This is a genomic window from Lachnoanaerobaculum sp. OBRC5-5 (genome assembly GCF_000296385.1).
Lineage (GTDB): Bacteria > Bacillota > Clostridia > Lachnospirales > Lachnospiraceae > Lachnoanaerobaculum.
Genome location: NZ_JH815185.1, coordinates 1,938,052 through 1,955,991, shown reverse-complemented (window position 1 = coordinate 1,955,991; position 17,940 = coordinate 1,938,052). Strand labels below are relative to the sequence as shown.

The 17,940-nt window shown below is 36.7% G+C and carries 17 protein-coding genes; 16 read left to right on the top strand and 1 reads right to left on the bottom strand.

Annotated features, from left to right (window positions below; all coding sequences use genetic code 11):
* The first annotated feature begins 77 nt into the window (after positions 1–77).
* Complete coding sequence (locus tag HMPREF1135_RS09260; protein WP_007594535.1) at positions 78–1,685, top strand: S1C family serine protease; 1,608 nt, start codon at positions 78–80, stop codon at positions 1,683–1,685.
* A 92-nt stretch (positions 1,686–1,777) separates the two neighbouring features.
* Positions 1,778–2,431: a tRNA (guanosine(46)-N7)-methyltransferase TrmB gene (gene trmB / locus HMPREF1135_RS09255; RefSeq protein ID WP_007594533.1), complete on the top strand. Its 654-nt coding sequence runs from the start codon at positions 1,778–1,780 to the stop codon at positions 2,429–2,431.
* Positions 2,432–2,497: 66 nt separating this feature from the next.
* Here the strand turns inward: trmB and rpsT are convergent, their stop codons facing one another.
* Complete coding sequence (rpsT, locus tag HMPREF1135_RS09250) at positions 2,498–2,764, bottom strand: 30S ribosomal protein S20 (RefSeq protein WP_007594531.1); 267 nt, start codon at positions 2,762–2,764, stop codon at positions 2,498–2,500.
* Between the two features lie 225 nt (positions 2,765–2,989).
* On the opposite strand from rpsT, the gene HMPREF1135_RS09245 reads away from it, so the two are divergent.
* The 14 genes from HMPREF1135_RS09245 (at position 2,990) to HMPREF1135_RS09180 (ending at position 17,936) form a co-directional block, all read left to right on the top strand.
* On the top strand, positions 2,990–4,183 hold the full coding sequence (locus HMPREF1135_RS09245) for a phosphoenolpyruvate hydrolase family protein (protein WP_007594529.1): 1,194 nt from the start codon (positions 2,990–2,992) through the stop codon (positions 4,181–4,183).
* Between the two features lie 238 nt (positions 4,184–4,421).
* Positions 4,422–5,639, top strand: a complete 1,218-nt coding sequence (locus tag HMPREF1135_RS09240) for a Tm-1-like ATP-binding domain-containing protein (protein ID WP_007594527.1) — start codon at positions 4,422–4,424, stop codon at positions 5,637–5,639.
* A 24-nt stretch (positions 5,640–5,663) separates the two neighbouring features.
* Positions 5,664–6,494: a phosphoenolpyruvate hydrolase family protein gene (locus HMPREF1135_RS09235; protein WP_007594525.1), complete on the top strand. Its 831-nt coding sequence runs from the start codon at positions 5,664–5,666 to the stop codon at positions 6,492–6,494.
* Positions 6,495–6,694: 200 nt separating this feature from the next.
* Entirely contained in the window at positions 6,695–7,117 is a 423-nt protein-coding gene (locus HMPREF1135_RS09230) for an Hsp20/alpha crystallin family protein (RefSeq protein WP_007594523.1), read from the top strand.
* Positions 7,118–7,256: 139 nt separating this feature from the next.
* Positions 7,257–8,264, top strand: a complete 1,008-nt coding sequence (asnA, locus tag HMPREF1135_RS09225; RefSeq protein WP_007594522.1) for an aspartate--ammonia ligase — start codon at positions 7,257–7,259, stop codon at positions 8,262–8,264.
* 71 nt (positions 8,265–8,335) lie between these two features.
* Positions 8,336–8,644, top strand: a complete 309-nt coding sequence (locus tag HMPREF1135_RS09220) for a septum formation initiator family protein (protein WP_007594520.1) — start codon at positions 8,336–8,338, stop codon at positions 8,642–8,644.
* A 1-nt stretch (position 8,645) separates the two neighbouring features.
* Positions 8,646–10,142 (top strand): tRNA lysidine(34) synthetase TilS, encoded by a 1,497-nt coding sequence (tilS, locus tag HMPREF1135_RS09215; protein WP_007594518.1) that lies wholly within the window; start codon positions 8,646–8,648, stop codon positions 10,140–10,142.
* A 2-nt stretch (positions 10,143–10,144) separates the two neighbouring features.
* The gene (gene hpt, locus HMPREF1135_RS09210) at positions 10,145–10,687 is read left to right on the top strand and encodes a hypoxanthine phosphoribosyltransferase (RefSeq protein WP_007594516.1); all 543 of its coding nucleotides are present in this window, start codon (positions 10,145–10,147) and stop codon (positions 10,685–10,687) included.
* Positions 10,684–12,510: an ATP-dependent zinc metalloprotease FtsH gene (ftsH, locus tag HMPREF1135_RS09205; protein ID WP_007594514.1), complete on the top strand. Its 1,827-nt coding sequence runs from the start codon at positions 10,684–10,686 to the stop codon at positions 12,508–12,510. The genes hpt and ftsH overlap by 4 nt, the downstream gene beginning before the upstream one ends.
* A complete protein-coding gene (locus HMPREF1135_RS09200) occupies positions 12,511–14,532 on the top strand; it encodes a glycoside hydrolase family 13 protein (RefSeq protein ID WP_007594512.1) in 2,022 nt (673 codons plus the stop codon).
* A 23-nt stretch (positions 14,533–14,555) separates the two neighbouring features.
* Positions 14,556–15,929: an MATE family efflux transporter gene (locus tag HMPREF1135_RS09195; RefSeq protein WP_007594510.1), complete on the top strand. Its 1,374-nt coding sequence runs from the start codon at positions 14,556–14,558 to the stop codon at positions 15,927–15,929.
* Entirely contained in the window at positions 15,926–16,906 is a 981-nt protein-coding gene (locus HMPREF1135_RS09190; protein ID WP_007594508.1) for a dipeptidase, read from the top strand. Before HMPREF1135_RS09195 ends, HMPREF1135_RS09190 begins: the two co-directional genes overlap by 4 nt.
* Entirely contained in the window at positions 16,903–17,070 is a 168-nt protein-coding gene (locus HMPREF1135_RS09185) for a hypothetical protein (protein ID WP_007594506.1), read from the top strand. Before HMPREF1135_RS09190 ends, HMPREF1135_RS09185 begins: the two co-directional genes overlap by 4 nt.
* Complete coding sequence (locus HMPREF1135_RS09180; RefSeq protein WP_007594504.1) at positions 17,070–17,936, top strand: DegV family protein; 867 nt, start codon at positions 17,070–17,072, stop codon at positions 17,934–17,936. The genes HMPREF1135_RS09185 and HMPREF1135_RS09180 overlap by 1 nt, the downstream gene beginning before the upstream one ends.
* The last annotated feature ends 4 nt before the right edge of the window (positions 17,937–17,940 follow it).

Here is a 17,940-nt window from a genome sequence, read left to right as displayed (position 1 = left end):
ACTATAAACCATAAAGGAAAGCTACCGATGCTTTTTTAATACATGAAAGGAGCGCACGTAATCGTACGAATAAGAATATGGGATTTGATAGAGATGAATTTGATAATGAGATAAACAATACACAGGAGCTTACAACAAACACAGAAAACACAACAGAGATTTCAAATACAAATACTGCAGATGAAATCGGTATTGATACTCAGTCCGAGCAAAAGGATATAGACAGTATTATAAAAAGACATACGGACAGTCTTGCAAAAGCTGCAGAGAATATAGCCAAAAATGAGGCGGAGTCCGGCAGCAGCGTTAATACGGTAAGTTTAGATAAAACAGATACAAATGAGGAGGTAAACAATAATGCAAACATTGAAGGAAACAGTAGAGAAACTTATAGAACAACTCAGTCAGAAGATGTACGAGCAAGGGCTCTTACCGCACAGCCTCAAAAAGTCCAAGGTAAGGGTAAGGAGCGAAAGAAATCAAAAGTAGGTAAGGCCGTAGGTCTTGTAGCAAGTGCGGCTGTATTCGGACTTGTTGCCGGTGGAGTAATGGTAGGTGTAAATACTGTTGCCAACAGCTATATTTCAAGCAATGTGGAAACTAAAGACAATATTGTGATAGGAAATCAAACCGATATCAAGAGTGACAGTGAAAGCACTGCGGCACCTGCAACAAATCTTTCAAATATGGATGTGTCTACAATTGTAGACAAGGCTATGCCTTCAGTAGTAGCTATCTATGGTAAAGCTGAGATTACTCAGAACAGCTTCTTCGGAACACAAAGCTACGAGGCACAGTCAAGCGGTTCAGGTATTATAGTCGGAAAAACAGATACTGAACTTTTGGTGGTCACAAACAATCATGTTATTGCAGATACCGACAGTCTGGAAGTTGAATTTAATGACGGAACAAAGGCTGCAGCTTCCGTAAAGGGCGGAGACAGTGACAATGATGTTGCCGTTGTGGCAATTAAGCTTTCAGATCTTTCGGAAGATACATTGTCAAAGATAAGCATTGCAAATATAGGCGATTCAAATGATATTAAGGTCGGACAGGGAGTGGTTGCCATAGGTAATGCACTTGGATATGGCCAGTCTGTAACTGTAGGTTATATTTCGGCATTAAACAGAGAAGTAAAGACTGAGGGAGGCACATCAAGAAATCTTCTTCAGACAGATGCCGCTATAAATCCGGGAAATTCAGGCGGCGCACTCCTTAATATGAAGGGTGAAGTCATCGGTATAAATTCAGCAAAGTATTCAGATACCGATGTTGAAGGAATGGGCTATGCCATACCTATTTCTGCAGTAAAGGATCTTATAGCTGAACTTTCAAGCAAAGAAACCAGAACGGTTGTTGCGGCAGAGAATCAGGGATATCTTGGAATACAGGGTAAGGATATAGATGAGGAAATGGCTAAGGCATATGATATGCCACAGGGTATTTATGTTTACAAGGTTGTAGAAGGTGGAGCGGCAGCATCTTCAGACTTGAAGGCCAAGGATATCATAACAAAGTTTGACGGACAAAGTGTAAGATCAATGGAAAGTCTCAAAAATATGCTTACATATTATGAGAGTGGAAAAACAGTGGATTTGACAGTTCAAAGGCTGGATGAAAGCGGCAATTATGTAGAAAAGACTGTAACAATAACTCTTGGAAAGAGAGAGGCTGTAGAGCAGTAATATATTTATACGCAACAGGCATAAATGCCTGTTGCTTTTTTTATCCGATATAATGTATACTAAATTGCTATATAGGAAATGGAGTAGTAATAATGAGACTTAGACATATAAAGGGCTGTGAGGACTTTATAACCGAAGCAAAGGAATGTATCAGAGAAGATAAAGCAATAGAATTGAAGGGAAGTATACAGGATATCTTTGAGGAGAAAAGATCTTTGCAGATTGAGATAGGAATGGGCAAGGGACAGTTTATCAGAAATATGGCGATAACACATCCGGATATAAACTTTATCGGTATAGAAAAGTATGAAAGTGTACTGATGAAAGCAATACAAAGAAAAAGAAACCTTGAAAAAGAGAAGAGTATAGACAATCTAAGGTTTCTATGTGCAGATGCAAAGAAACTCTCGGAGATATTTGAGGCAGGAGAGGTGGATAAAATATTTCTTAATTTTTCCGATCCATGGCCGAAGGACAGACATGCAAACAGAAGACTTACATCACCGGATTTTTTAAATGTGTACGATATTATATTGAAAAAGGACGGAGTAATAGAATTTAAGACCGATAATATCGGGCTGTTTGAATATTCTTTGGAGGTGGTAAAGGATTCAAAGTGGAAACTTGATTTTTGCAGCTTTGACTTTCATTCTGAAAAGGAATCTGAAGGAAATATAATGACGGAATATGAGGAGAAATTCTCAAGTCAGGGAAATAAGATTTGTAAAATGATTATAAGCAGATAAAAATAACCTGCCGAGATCGGCAGGTGAAATAAAAAACTCCAATGATGACGGTCATTGGAGTTTGTTTTATGCATTGATACTATCAACAGCCTTTGAAAGTCTTGCAACCTTACGAGATGCATTGTTCTTGTGATATACACCCTTTGATGCTGCCTTTGTAATCTCAACGATAGCATTCTTAAGGTTCTCCTGTGCAAGCTTCTTGTCATTTGCTGCAACAGCACTGTCAACTTTCTTAATAGCAGTCTTTACTTTTGATCTGATAGACTTATTTCTCTCAGTTCTAACTAAAGCAACTTGAATTCTCTTCTTTGCTGATTTGATATTAGCCACAATTACCTCCAATAAATAAATAACTTTTTTGTTGAATTAAATTTTACTTTTAAAAGTTTATATTGAAGCCTGGACACGGACAGTTCAATCTAAACGCGAATATAATTTTAGGATATTCTAAGTGGAATGTCAAGGTTTAAGAGAAAGTTTTGTTGAATAGGTTTGATATTTATTTTGTATGTCTTTATAATAAAACAAAGTGATAAAATATACGGCATGGGGGACATGAAAACTTTGGATAGAGAAACAATAAAAAAGATGTTACATGCGCAAATCAATGTAAACGGTCATATTATCGGAGCAGCTCTGGGATCTGGCATGACAGCCAAATATGTTGCCATGGGAGGAGTAGACTTTATAATGGCTCTCAGTGCGGGAAAATACCGTATTACCGGCAGAAGTTCCTATGCAAGCTATCTGTGTTATGGAAACAGCAATGATATTGTTATGGAATTGGGTACAAGAGAACTGTTGCCTATTATAAAAAACATTCCCATACTTTTTGGAATATTGGCTTCGGATCCGGAAATAAACCTATATGAATATATTAGAGAAATAAAAATGAGCGGATTTGCGGGAATTGTAAATTTTCCAACCTTGGCTTTGATAGACGGGAAGTTTCGTGAGGCATTGGAGGAGGAGGGCACTTCATTTGAAAAAGAGATTGAGGCAATAAAGCTTGCCAATTACTTTGATTTATTCACAGTGGCTTTTGTAACTACAGAATATGAGGCAAAAAGAATGATAGATGCCGGAGCGGATGCCATATGTGTTCATCTTGGACTTACGAAGGGAGGATTTTTGGGAGCAAAGAAATCATTGTCATTATATGATGCTCACAGGATGGCGGAAGATATATTTAAAGTTTGCGAGGAAAAAAATAAAGATATAATAAGAATGATATATTCAGGACCTGCAAGTACACCGATAGATATGAAGTATATGTATCAAAATACAAGCTGTCAGGGATATATAGGCGGTTCTACATTTGAGAGAATACCTATAGAAAGGGCAATTCATAATACTACGAAGGCCTTTAAAAGCTATGGAGAGTTTAACAGTGAGGACCTCTTTGTAAAAGCTATAGACGGAAGTTTAAATACAGCCGATTATACCGAGATGGCAAAAAGGTATATTGAAGAACATTATATGGAAGTAATTCAACTTAGAGATTTGGCCTTGGTGGCGCATATATCGCCGACATATTACAGTATAAGATTCAAAAAAGATACAGGGATGTCATTTACGGAATATTTAATTTGGTTTAGGCTCAATAAAGCTAAAGAACTCTTGAAAAACGGCAAGACCTCCTGTAAGGAAATAGGAATGGCGGTTGGTTATACGGATTATGTTCAATTCACCAAAATCTTTAAGAAGTATATAGGAGTATCTCCGGAAATATATCGTAAACAAAAATAAATAAAAATATGAAGAACAATCTCTTTTGGTACCGACAAGAGGTTGTTTTTTGTTCTTATATTATAAAAGATAATATAAAAACAATATTTAATATATAAAATACAATCAGAATATAAAATAAACACAATAAAACATAAAATAATGACATTTGATTTTTTTATATTTAGGGTATTATTAAAGCATGGTTATTTATAAGGAGTCGTAACAAGTCTAAACGGAAAGGAGTCTAAAGGATTAGATGAAAACTATTGCTGTAGCAGGTACATTTGATACTAAGGGTAAAGAGTTTCTATATGTCAAAGAGCTGATAGAAGAACTGGGATTAAAGGCATATATGATAAATACCAGTGTATTTGATTCTAAGATTGAGGTTGATGTATCAAATAAAGAAATCGCAAAAGAAGCAGGTTATGATATTGAAGATATTGTCTCAAGAAGAGACAGGGCAATGGCCACAGAGGTTTTATCAAAGGGAATGGAGCTGTTGATTCCAAGGCTTTATGCTGAAGGAAAGTTTGACGGTATCATCTCATTTGGAGGTTCCGGAGGAACATCACTTGTAACACCTGCAATGAGAGCCTTACCTATCGGTGTACCTAAAATGATGGTTTCCACCATGGCTTCAGGAAATGTATCTCAGTATGTCGGAACAAGTGACATAATAATGATGCCTTCCATAGTTGATGTTGCAGGTCTGAATAAAATTTCAAAAACAATATTTAAAAATGCGGTACTTGCCATTGCCGGAATGGTTGGAATGGCGGATAAGATAAAAAAAGTTGAGGAAGATGAAAAACCTTTGATTGCCGCTACAATGTTCGGAGTAACTACTCCATGTGTGGATTTTGCAAAAGAGTATTTGGAAGAGCGTGGTTATGAAGTACTTGTTTTCCATGCAACGGGAACAGGCGGAAAGACTATGGAGTCACTGATAGATGCGGGATTTTTCAAAGGAGTATTGGATATTACAACAACAGAGTGGTGTGATGAAATAGTCGGAGGAGTACTTGGTGCCGGACCTAACAGACTGGAAGCTGCAGGAAGAAATCATGTTCCGCAGGTTGTTTCTGTTGGTGCACTTGATATGGTAAACTTCGGACCGATTGATACAATCCCTGAGAAATTTAAAAATCGTAATTTATATAAATATAATCCGACAGTTACTCTAATGAGAACTACAGTGGAAGAAAATATAAAATTCGGTCAAAAGATTGCCGAAAAATTAAATGCATCTTCCGGTAAGACAGTATTGATTCTACCTTTAAAAGGAGTATCAATGATTGATGCACAAGGTCAGCCTTTTTATGGAAGTAAAGAGGATGAAGCTTTATTTGATACATTAAAAAATAATATCGACGCAGATAAAGTTAATATAGTCGAGATGGATAATAATATAAATGAGAAAGCTTTTGCACAAAGAGCTGCAGAAGAACTTATTAAAATGTTGGAAGTATAAATATATAAGTAAAGGAGAAATAAAATGAACAGACAATCAAGAAAAGAGATCATGGACAAGTTTAAATCTGAGGTAGCAGCCGGAAAGATCCTTGTAGGTGTCGGTGCCGGAACAGGTATTACAGCAAAGTGCAGTGAAAAAGGCGGAGCCGATATGCTGATTATCTATAACTCAGGGCGTTTCAGAATGGCAGGTAGAGGATCTTTATCAGGATTATTGGCTTATGGTGATGCAAATAAAATTGTACAGGAAATGGGTGCGGAAGTACTTCCTATAGTAAAGAACACACCTGTCCTTGCAGGTGTTTGCGGAACAGATCCGTTCCGTGTAATGGACCTTTTCTTAAAGCAATTAAAGGATCAAGGCTTTAACGGTGTACAAAACTTCCCGACAGTAGGATTGATAGACGGTAAGTTCCGTGCAAATCTTGAGGAAACAGGAATGGGATATGGGCTCGAAGTAGAAATGATCAGAGAAGCACATAAGCTTGATATGTTAACATGTCCATATGTTTTCGATCCTGAGCAGGCAAAGGCTATGGCAGAGGCAGGTGCAGATATTTTAGTTGCACATATGGGACTTACAACAAAAGGATCAATCGGAGCTGAAACCGCTTTAACACTTGACGATTGCTGCGAAAAGATTCGTGAGATCATTAAGGCAGGTCGTGAGGTTAATCCGGAGATAATGGTAATTTGCCATGGCGGTCCTATTGCAGATCCTGAAGATGCTGCATATGTAATAAAGCATGTGCCTGAGATTGACGGTTTCTTTGGAGCTTCTTCTATAGAGAGATTGGCATCAGAGAGAGGCATGACATCACAGACAGAAGCATTTAAGGCAATACAGAAATAATATATTGAGACAAATTTGACCGGCTCATAATAAGAGCCGGTTTTTTATGATAAAAATTTTTTGAAAAATTAGCACTCAACTATTGACAGTGCTAATAATTAGTGTTATAGTATGCATATAACAAATAAGACATAGATAACAATATCGTTACAAGGTTTTATTTGCAAAATATAATGAATACTAAAGAAGGAGATATGGATATGTTATTACCGGGAAGAAGTTACAATTTATTTGATGATTTTTTTAATAATGATTTTTTTGGAAGAGATTTTAGAAAGTTTGAGGCTCCAAGCATGAAGACAGATGTAAAGGAAGTCGAAGGAAACTATGAGTTGAGTGTAGAGATTCCGGGATTTAATAAGGAAGATATAAGTGCAAGCTTAAAGGACGGATACCTTACAATCAGTGCAAAGCATGAGGAAAGTAAAGATGAAAAGGATGAACAGGATAAATACATCCGCAGAGAGAGAAGATTCGGTTCATGTCAGAGAAGTTTCTTTGTAGGAGAAGCAATAACCGAGGAAGATATCAAGGCTTCATATAACAACGGTATTTTGAAACTCACTTTGCCAAAGGAAAAAGAGAGACTTCCACAGGATCCGAAGACAATTGCAATTGAATAATTTTTAAGACTGCTGTAAAAGGCAGTCTTTTTTCTTTTGTCTTTTTTATTAAGTTATGGCATTATCTATTGTATATTGCGGTACTTAGTGCTATCATAATTTTTTTAAAGAGTATGAATTTATATATCGGAGGTTGTTTATGGCATTGATTTTACCAAAGGGTTATGATCCTGTATTAAGTGTAAGACAGACGCAGGAAGCGATAAAATATATCAGAGACACATTTCAAAAAGAATTCGGAAAAGAAATGAATCTGGAGAGGGTTTCAGCCCCTTTATTTGTATCAAAGTCAAGCGGATTGAATGATAACTTAAACGGAGTTGAGCGTCCTGTAGCATTTGATATACTCGGAGTTCCTAATGAGGAGTATGAAGTTGTTCAATCACTTGCAAAGTGGAAGAGAATGGCTCTTGGCGAGTATGATTTTGCGCCGGGTGAAGGCCTTTACACAAATATGAATGCCATAAGAAGAGATGAGGAACTTGACAATCTTCACTCATGCTATGTGGATCAATGGGACTGGGAAAAGGTAATAAGAAAAGAAGACAGAACTATTGAGGTTTTGGAAGATACGGTAAGAACCATATTTAAAGTGATCAAGCATATGGAGCATGAGGTGTGGTATAAATATCCTGAGGCTGTCAACCATTTGCCGGATGATATATTCTTTATCACATCAGAGGATCTTAGACTTAGATATCCTGATAAGACTCCGAAGGAGAGAGAAAATCTTATTGTTAAAGAACATGGCTGTGTTTTTGTGGAGAAAATCGGTGGTGCTTTGGGAGACGGAAAGCCTCATGACGGCAGAGCACCTGACTATGACGACTGGGAGTTAAACGGTGATATTCTCTTCTGGTTTGAGAATTTAAACTGTGCATTGGAGATATCAAGTATGGGTATCAGAGTGGATGAAGCGGCAATGGAAGCACAGTTAAAGGTCGCAAATGCACTTGACAGAAAGAGTTTACCTTTCCACAAGGCTCTTTTGGCGGGAGAATTACCATATACAATAGGTGGAGGTATAGGACAGAGCAGACTTTGTATGCTTCTTCTTAATAAAGCACATGTTGGAGAAGTTCAGTCAAGTGTTTGGCCTGCCGATATGATTGAGGCTTGCAAAAAGAATAGAATGATACTATTATAAAGTTAGTAGCCGCTTAAAAATATGTCAGTTTTTAAATAAAGCCGACACCGGAATTTAAAAGGAGTGTTTTTATGGCGAGAAAAAGAAAGAAAGCCGGCGCAATATCGGAAAATAAATTTGCGATAATTTTTGTCACCGGAGTGGTTTTATCTGTAGCGATTATTCTCGGATTAAAGGTAAACAGTATAAAACAGGAATTGGCAAAAAGAGAGTCCTACAATCAAAAAGTAATTGAAGAACTTGAGAGTGAAGACGAAAGATCAAAGAAACTTGAAGAACAAAGAAAATATGTTCAAACCGACAGTTATATAATAGAAATGGCAAGAGAAAAACTTGGACTTGTTTTTCCTGATGAGATTGCTATAAAGGCAGAAAAATAATATGTTAGATATAGATACGTTTAGTCATTTCATAGAGGATAATAATCTGATCGAAAAAAAAGATAGAATAGTACTCGGTGTAAGCGGAGGTGCGGATTCCATATGCCTGTTGCATACATTGAGTCGTATACAAAAAGCCTTAGAAATAAGGCTTTTTGTCGTACATATAAATCATGGTATAAGAGGTGAAGAGGCAAGTCGTGATGAAAATTATGTAAAGAAATTTTGTGAAAAACTTGATATTTGTTTTTTCAGTTTTCACTATGATATACCCGGTATTGCAAAAGAGCATAAACTAAGTGAAGAAGAAGCCGGAAGAAAGATGAGATATGAGGCTTTTGAAAGTGTATCAAAAGATATAGCGTTAAAGGAAGGATTGGATTATAACAAGATCAAAATTGCAGTGGCTCATAATAAAAATGACAATGCGGAGACCATACTTCACAATCTTTCAAGGGGTAGCGGTATATCGGGATTAAAGGGTATTTTGGTAAGAAATAAAAATATTATAAGACCTTTACTGGCATTTTCAAGGGATGAAATAGAGGACTATCTTAAAAGAAACAGTATAGATTATATGACGGACAGTACCAATCTGAAAAATGATTATACAAGAAATATTTTAAGGAACGAGGTCTTTCCGATACTTGAAAAAAACGTTAACAGTAATGTAATCAATAATTTTTATAAATCTTCTAAAATTGCGGCTGAGGCCGATGAGTTTTTTGAAAGTTCGGCTATAAAATTTTGTGAAAAGAATTTAAAAATCAAAGGCAAATATGAATTTTTATTAGACAAAGAGGCCTTACTTAATGAGTTTCATATTATTGGTACATATATTATCAGGTATACTTTAAGAAAAGTATTAAAGAGTAAAGAGCTTGGAATAAAAGATATCGGTATGGTGCATATAGAGGATATATGTAATCTTGCAAAATCTGAAAACGGAAAAAAGCTTGATTTAAAATACGGAATAAAAGTCTACAATGAATATGAAAATATAAGATTTACAGATGAAGATAAAAAAGAATCGGATAATGAAAAGATTTCAGTACCTGAAATAAATTACAAGATTTTGGATAATTTCAATATTAAGGACATTCCGAAAGCCGGTAATATCAGGTGGCTTGATTTTGACAAAGTCCTTGAAAATATAGTAAAATATAATAGAAAATCTATATGTATAAACAGTATTATTAATAAAGATGATATGATAAAAATTATACAGGAAAATATTGTAATCAGAGGATGTGAAAGCGGAGATTTTATACATATAAAATCCGGTAGAAAGGCTGTCAAAAAACTTTTCACGGATGGTAAGATACCTTTAAATATCAGAGGGGAATATTTAGTTGTTGCGATTGGCTTTGATATACTTTGGATATTTCGAGAGAGCAATATTTTCGGAGAGGAAGCCGGGCTTGACAGAACGGGAGAACTCTACAGAATAGATGAAAACACAAAAAATATTTTAAAAATAGAAGTAAGTAGGAGATAAAGATGAAAGAAAAGGTTGAAGTACTGATATCGGAAGAGGAGATAAGTAAAAGGATTCTGGAGATTGCAGGAAAAATCAATGCGGATTACAAGGGCAAAGACTTGATACTTATATGTGTGTTAAAGGGTGGAGTAATGTTTATGTGTGACCTTGCCAAGAGACTTGATTTGAATGTAAGACTTGATTTCATGAGTGTTTCAAGCTATGGTGCTGAAACTACAAGCTCAGGTGTTGTAAAGATAATAAAGGATCTGGACGACAGTATAGCGGGTAAGGATGTACTTGTGGTAGAAGATATCATTGATTCGGGTAATACTTTGTCATATCTTCTTGATATATTGGAAAAGAGAGGACCGAAGTCAATAAGGCTTTGTACTCTTTTAGACAAGCCTTCCAGAAGAGAAAAGGATGTTAATGTAGACTATGTTTGCTTTGAAATAGAGGACAAGTTTGTGGTGGGATACGGACTTGATTACGACCAGAGATATAGAAATCTTCCATACATCGGGGTTATGGAGCTTTCTGACCAGATTGGAGAAAAATGAAAAAAACGGATAATCCGGTAAGAATGTTTTTCTTACTGTTTGTTGTGGCACTTATAGTATGGCTGATATTTAACATGGGAAATCAGCTTAGTATTACAAAACTTAACTCTGCTGAGTTTAACAGCGTAATTGAAGAAAATAATATCGGACTGATCGAGATAAGACAGAATTCACAAACCCCTACAGGTGAGGCTATAATTTACTTCAAGAATCAGGAGAAGTACGGGAAATCGGAAGTACATTATTTTATATCTGATGTAAATGAGTTCATCAAAAAAATGGAATCTAAGAATATAACATATATCTTAGATGATGTTCCGAGAGAGAGCGTATTTACAAATACCATATTGCCGGTATTACTTGCGGTCGCTATGGTAATGTTTTTCGTTATGTATATGAACGGAAAGATTGCGGCAGGCGGCGGTGGCGGCAATAATAAGATGATGAATTTCGGAAAGAGCAGAGCCAGAATCGTAAAGACGGCAAATATAAACTTTTCAAAGGTTGCAGGACTTGAAGAAGAGAAGGAAGAACTGGCTGAAGTTGTAGACTTTTTAAAGGACCCCGGTAAGTACACAAGGCTTGGTGCCAGAATTCCTAAAGGAATTATATTGGTTGGACCTCCAGGAACCGGAAAAACTCTTTTAGCCAAGGCGGTAGCAGGCGAAGCCGGAGTACCTTTCTTTACAATATCAGGTTCCGATTTTGTGGAGATGTTTGTGGGTGTCGGTGCAAGCAGAGTCAGAGATCTTTTTGAGGATGCCAAGAAAAACGCTCCATGTATTATCTTTATTGATGAGATTGATGCGGTCGGCAGAAGAAGAGGCTCAGGACTTGGCGGAAGTCACGATGAGAGAGAGCAGACTCTAAATCAGCTTCTTGTGGAGATGGACGGCTTTGGAGGAAATCAAGGTATAATAGTAATGGCGGCTACAAACCGTGTTGATATTTTGGATCCGGCACTCCTTCGACCGGGAAGATTTGACAGAAAAGTTGCAGTAGGCAGACCTGATGTGGCGGCAAGAGAAGCAATATTGAAGATACATGCTTCATCAAAGCCTTTAGGCGATGATGTAGACTTACATTCAGTGGCGAGACAGACTTCAGGATTTACAGGTGCGGACCTTGAAAATCTTATGAACGAGTCGGCAATACTTTCCGCAAGGGAAGGAAAGGCTTATATTTGTGCAGATGATATAAACAGAGCGTTTATAAAAGTAGGAATAGGTACGGAAAAGAAATCAAGAGTAGTAATTGAAAAGGAAAAGGCAATTACAGCATATCATGAAGCCGGACATGCCATACTTTTCAGAGAACTTGAAGGAGTAGGACCGGTACATACTATTTCCATTATACCTACAGGTGTAAGTGCTGCAGGATATACAATGCCTTTGCCGGGTGAGGATCAGATGTTTAATACAAAATCCAAGATGTTAAAGGATATAATGGTAAGTCTTGGAGGAAGAATAGCGGAAGAAATCATCTTCGGTGATATTACGACAGGTGCAAGTTCAGATATAAAGCAGGCGACAAAGGTTGCAAAGGCAATGGTGATGGAGTTCGGTATGAACGAGAGAGCCGGGCTTGTAAATTACGGCAATGAAGGTGATGAAATTTTTATAGGAAGAGACTTCGGCCAGACAAAGGGATACAGCGAAGAGACTGCAAGTATGATTGATGAGGAAGTCAGAAATATTATCAATGACTGCTACAAAAAGGCGAAAGAGATAATATTGAATAGAAAGTATGTGCTTGAGTCATGTGCAAAGCTTCTTATAGAGAAAGAAAAGATAGGTTTTGAAGAATTTGAGGCGTTATTTTAAATGAATATTGAAGGTATTTTTAGTGATGAAACGATAGATTATATATCATTACAAAGCCTTAAAAATAGACAGGAAATAAGAATACAGATAAGGGTTTTTAAGGATGATAAGCCGGAGATTTTTCTGGTAAATCATTTTGACGGCAGTGAATCAAAGATGGAAAAGCTTCGTTCAAGTGAATACTTTGATTATTACTACGCTGATTTGAATGATGTAAATTATTTTAAATATTATTTTAAAATAAATGAGGGTGGAAGAACTCTCTTTTATACGAGATTCGGAGTTACGGATTATTTAAAAGAAGACACATTGTTTGAATATAATAAAGATTTCTCTTTGCCTGATTGGGCAAAGGGGGCTTTGATGTATCAAATCTTCATCGACAGATTCAATCGTGGAGACGAAACAAATGATGTTGTGGATGATGAATACATATATATAGGTTTACCTGTAAAACATAAGGAAAATTGGAATGAGTATCCTTCAAACTTTGATGTGGGATATTTTTATGGCGGAGACTTGGAGGGCGTTTTACAAAAACTGGACTACTTAAAGGACTTTGGGGTTGAGGTGATATACTTTAACCCTCTCTTTGTATCACCTTCAAATCACAAATATGATACGCAGGACTATGACTATATCGATCCACATATAGGAAAAATTGTTGAGGACACGGACGGAGTTCTGGGAGAGTTTGACAGTGACAATAAAAATGCCACAAAGTATGTAAAAAGAGTTACAAGTAAAAAAAATCTTGAAGCAAGTAATGAAGTGTTTATAAAACTTGTAAATGAGGCTCATAAAAGAAATATCAAAGTTATTATAGACGGGGTATTTAATCACTGCGGATCTTTTAATAAGTGGATGGATAAAGAAGGAATCTATAAAAGAGCAGATGAAGAATATCCGATAGGTGCATATTGGTCAAAAGAAAGTGAGTTCAGATCATATTTTAACTTTATCGGAACAGAGTATGACGGCTGGTGGGGACATGATACTTTGCCGAAGCTCTACTATGAAAACAGTCAAAAGCTGGTTGATGAGATACTTAGAATTGCAAAGAAATGGATATCACCGCCTTTTAATGTGGACGGTTGGAGACTTGATGTAGCGGCAGATCTTGGCTATACAAAAGAGTTTAACCATAAGTTTTGGACAATGTTCAGAGAAGCGGTAAAATCCGTAAACAAGGATGCAATTATTCTTGCCGAGCATTACGGAGATCCGAGCTTTTGGCTGGACGGCAAGTGTTGGGACGGAGTAATGAACTATGACGGCTTTATGGAGCCGGTGAGCTGGTTTTTGACAGGCTTAGAGAAACATTCGGACAGAGAGGATATGAGCCTTAAGGGAAATGCGGATGTGTTCTTTATGATGTTAAAGAATGCACTTGGAAAGATGCATTATGATGTAGCACTTGTATCCATGATTCAGCTTTCAAATCATGATCATTCCAGATTCTTAACAAGGACAAACGGTATTGTAGGAAGAATAAATACTCATAAATCAGAGGATGCAAGTTCAGGTGTAAAGCTTGAGATTATGAGACAGGCCATAATGATGCAGCTAACTCTGCCGGGTGCACCTACAGTATACTACGGCGATGAGGTCGGAGTATGCGGTTTTACAGATCCGGACAGCAGGAGAACGTATCCATGGGGAAATGAAAATCTTGAACTTTTAGAGTATCACAGATATATGAACAGATGGCATAGAATAAGAAAAGAGTTAAAACATGGATCTTTGATAAAACTTATTTCAAAAGACGGTATAGTAGGTTATGCCAGAGTTTTAAAAGATAATGTATCTGTAATTATAATTCATACCGGAAGAGAAAAAAAGAAAATAGATATTCCGCTCTATCTCACAGGCATGAGAGATAATGCGGCTATAAGCAGAGTAATATATACAAATCCTACAGGTTACAATGTAGGAATAGTAACATATTTTAATGATAACGGCCATGTGAGCATGGAGATAGAACCACATTCGGGATATTTACTGGTGAGTGAGAACTTATAAAGCGACAGTTATATGGAGAATATATGGAGCAGGATAATAAAAAATATGCCGGAAAATTATTCAGTAATACTGATTTGAAACTGCTTATAGTTCCGCTGATTATCGAGCAGTTTCTGGCCATAGCTGTAGGAATGTCGGATACCGTTATGGTAAGCTTTGCAGGTGAAGCGGCAGTATCCGGAGTGTCTCTTGTTGATATGGTAAACAATGTGCTTATATCTTTGCTGGCTGCACTTGCAACCGGTGGTGCCGTAGTAATCAGCCAGTTTATAGGTGCAAGAAAAAACGATGATGCATGCACTGCGGCGGCTCAGCTTGAGATTATGACATTTTCTGTTTCCGTGATTATTTCCATACTTGTTATAATATTTGCTCATACTCTTATATCAATACTTTTCGGTAATATAGATAATGAGGTGTTTGAGGCAAGCAAGCAGTATTTGACAATAACCGCAATAAGTTTCCCGATGCTGGCAATATATAATTCAGGTGCGGCTATATACAGGAGCATAGGAGATTCAAAGACTTCCATGAAAGTCAGCATACTTATGAATATAATAAATGTAGTCGGAAACAGTGTCGGAATCTTTGTATTACATATGGGAGTTGCCGGTGTGGCTATACCAAGTGTTATCTCAAGAGGCGTAGCTGCTATTGCTATAACAATACTTGCATCAAGGAATAAAAATGCTATAGTTTATTTGAAGATAGAAGAGGTATTCAGACTGAGAATGGACTATATGAGAAGGATACTTTATATAGGAATACCTTCAGGAATCGAAAACTCATTGTTTCAGGTCGGAAGAGTTGCGGTAGTTTCAATTATTTCAAATTTCGGAAGAGTGGAGATAGCTGCTAATGCTATAGCCAATAATCTTGACGGACTTGGTGTAAACATGGGCAATGCAATCAGTATTGCCATGATTACGGTCATAGGAAGATGTGTGGGCGCAGGAAACTATAAAGAGGCCAAATACTATGTGAAAAAACTGATGTTTATAGGATATGTGGTCATTATAATTCCTACTATATTTATATTGGGATTTCAAAATGTATTTATTTCCATATATAATGTATCTGATGCCACAAAGGAGTTGACTGCTGTATTGGTATGGATACATATGGGAATGGCGGTATTCTTATGGCCTTTAAGCTTTATACTTCCAAATGCACTAAGAGCAGGAAATGATGTAAAGTTTACTATGATAGTAAGTCTGTTTTCAATGGCGGTATTCAGATTTGCAACATCACTTTTTATAGCCAATGTTTTTCATATAGGAGCAATAGGTGTATGGTGTGCAATGATTATAGACTGGGTATTTCGATCGTCAAATTTTGCATATAGATTTATATCAGGAAAATGGTGGCATAAGGATTTGAAAAAAGGGGAAACATGATAGTTGATTTACATTGTGATACAATCAGTGAAATATATAAAAATAAAGGTATAAGTCTAAAAGAGAATGATTTAATGATTGATATAAACAAGCTGAAAAAATCAGATGTACTTTTACAATGCTTTGCTATGTTTACATATTTAAAAGAGGTGAACTCACCGTATAAATATGTAAATGAACTGATTGATTTGTATGAAGAAGAAATAGAGAAAAATTCGTCTGATATTGCTTTTGCAAAAAGCTATAGCGATATCCAAAAAAACAAGGAAAACAATAAGATTTCGGCATTCCTCACAATAGAAGAGGGTGAGGCGATAGAGGGCAGTATAGAAAATCTTATACATTTCTACAACAGAGGTGTAAGGATGATTACTCTTACCTGGAATTTTGAAAACTGCATAGGCTTCGGTAATAAACGAATTATAGAAAACGGAGAATGTGTCGGCTATACTCCTGATAAAGTCAACGGTCTTAAACCTTTCGGATTTGAAGTTGTGGAAAAAATGGAAGAGTTGGGAATAATAGTTGATGTTTCACATCTTTCGGATGCGGGAATTTATGATATAATTGATATTGCAAAAAAGCCTTTTGTTGCCAGTCATTCAAATGCCAGAACCATATGCAATCATCCAAGAAATTTGACTGATGATATGATAAAGAAGATGGCAAATAAAGGATGTATTTCAGGGCTTAACTTTTATCCTGAGTTCTTATCGAAGAATTTTTCAAACAGAGAAAGAAAAGCCTATATAGACGATACTATAGATATGCTTAAATATATGGTAAATGTCGGAGGAAGCGAGTTTGTAGCTCTAGGCTCAGACTATGACGGATTCAGTGATATTTTAGAGTGGAAGGATGCCGGGGGAACCGGATGCCTGACAGATGCGATGGAGAGGGAAGGCTTTAGCGCAAGTCTTATTGAAAATATAACATATAAAAATGCACTCAGAATTATAAAGGAAGTGGTTAAATGATCAGAATAGCAGTGCTCATCTTGATACTTGTCTTTGTATGTGCAGTCTATGTGTTGCATGCAAAGATGGAAGAGGATGAAGAAAAAAGCGGAAATGATATCATAGATGATATGATTAAAAATAATGTAATTGATGAAATAGCAAAGGGTAAGGATAGAGGCTAATGAGTACAGCGGTTGTATTGGATAGTAACAGTGGTTTGACAAAGGAAGAGGCAAGAGAACTTGGCATGTATATTTTGCCTATGCCGTTTATGATAGACGGAAAAGAGTATCTGGACGGTAAGGATATTACATATGATGAGTTCTTAAGATTACAAAAGAACGGTGCCGATATAGTGACATCACAGCCTTCACCTGAAGAGGTGATGAATCTGTGGACTGAACTTTTAAAAGAGTATGATTCAATAATACATATACCTATGACATCAGGGCTTTCAGGTTCATGTGATACAGCAATAATGCTTTCAAATGAGGATGAGTTCTTTGGAAAGGTATTTGTAGTGGATAATAAGAGAATATCAATCACACAGATAAGTGCCGGTTTGGATGCAATAGAGATGCTTAAAGAGGGCATGTCACCTGAAAAGATAAAGGAGAAGCTTGAAGCCGATGCAGGCAAGTCGGGAATCTATTTGATGGTAAGTGACTTGAAATATCTTAAAAAGGGCGGAAGGATTACACCTATGGCAGCCGCTCTTGCTTCATTGCTGAAGATAAAGCCTGTACTTCAAATTCATGAATCCAAGATTGATGCTTATGGAAAAGCCAGAACATTTAAACAGGCAAAGCAGATAATGCTTGAAGCGTTAAAAAAGGATCTTGCGGAGAGACTTGATGATCCGGATGCTAAAAATTCCAGAGTAATGATAGCACAGTACGATGCGCTTGATTTTGCAAATGAATTTGCAACAGAGCTTGAGCCTGTTTTTGGAAAAGTGGATATAGTTAATCTCTCACTTTCGGTGGCAACACATATCGGACCGGGAACAGTAGCTATTGCTGCAGCAAGAAAGTCAAGTAATAAGTAAGATT

Excerpts from the sequence above, each read along its gene's own strand:
- trmB (WP_007594533.1), top strand. The coding sequence starts at position 1,778 with ATGAGACTTAGACATATAAAGGGCTGTGAGGACTTTATAACCGAAGCA.
- HMPREF1135_RS09195 (WP_007594510.1), top strand. The coding sequence starts at position 14,556 with ATGGAGCAGGATAATAAAAAATATGCCGGAAAATTATTCAGTAATACT.
- HMPREF1135_RS09220 (WP_007594520.1), top strand. The coding sequence starts at position 8,336 with ATGGCGAGAAAAAGAAAGAAAGCCGGCGCAATATCGGAAAATAAATTT.
- HMPREF1135_RS09180 (WP_007594504.1), top strand. The coding sequence starts at position 17,070 with ATGAGTACAGCGGTTGTATTGGATAGTAACAGTGGTTTGACAAAGGAA.
- HMPREF1135_RS09245 (WP_007594529.1), top strand. The coding sequence starts at position 2,990 with ATGAAAACTTTGGATAGAGAAACAATAAAAAAGATGTTACATGCGCAA.
- ftsH (WP_007594514.1), top strand. The coding sequence starts at position 10,684 with ATGAAAAAAACGGATAATCCGGTAAGAATGTTTTTCTTACTGTTTGTT.
- HMPREF1135_RS09230 (WP_007594523.1), top strand. The coding sequence starts at position 6,695 with ATGTTATTACCGGGAAGAAGTTACAATTTATTTGATGATTTTTTTAAT.
- HMPREF1135_RS09200 (WP_007594512.1), top strand. The coding sequence starts at position 12,511 with ATGAATATTGAAGGTATTTTTAGTGATGAAACGATAGATTATATATCA.
- hpt (WP_007594516.1), top strand. The coding sequence starts at position 10,145 with ATGAAAGAAAAGGTTGAAGTACTGATATCGGAAGAGGAGATAAGTAAA.
- HMPREF1135_RS09190 (WP_007594508.1), top strand. The coding sequence starts at position 15,926 with ATGATAGTTGATTTACATTGTGATACAATCAGTGAAATATATAAAAAT.
- tilS (WP_007594518.1), top strand. The coding sequence starts at position 8,646 with ATGTTAGATATAGATACGTTTAGTCATTTCATAGAGGATAATAATCTG.
- HMPREF1135_RS09235 (WP_007594525.1), top strand. The coding sequence starts at position 5,664 with ATGAACAGACAATCAAGAAAAGAGATCATGGACAAGTTTAAATCTGAG.
- HMPREF1135_RS09240 (WP_007594527.1), top strand. The coding sequence starts at position 4,422 with ATGAAAACTATTGCTGTAGCAGGTACATTTGATACTAAGGGTAAAGAG.
- HMPREF1135_RS09260 (WP_007594535.1), top strand. The coding sequence starts at position 78 with ATGGGATTTGATAGAGATGAATTTGATAATGAGATAAACAATACACAG.
- HMPREF1135_RS09185 (WP_007594506.1), top strand. The coding sequence starts at position 16,903 with ATGATCAGAATAGCAGTGCTCATCTTGATACTTGTCTTTGTATGTGCA.
- asnA (WP_007594522.1), top strand. The coding sequence starts at position 7,257 with ATGGCATTGATTTTACCAAAGGGTTATGATCCTGTATTAAGTGTAAGA.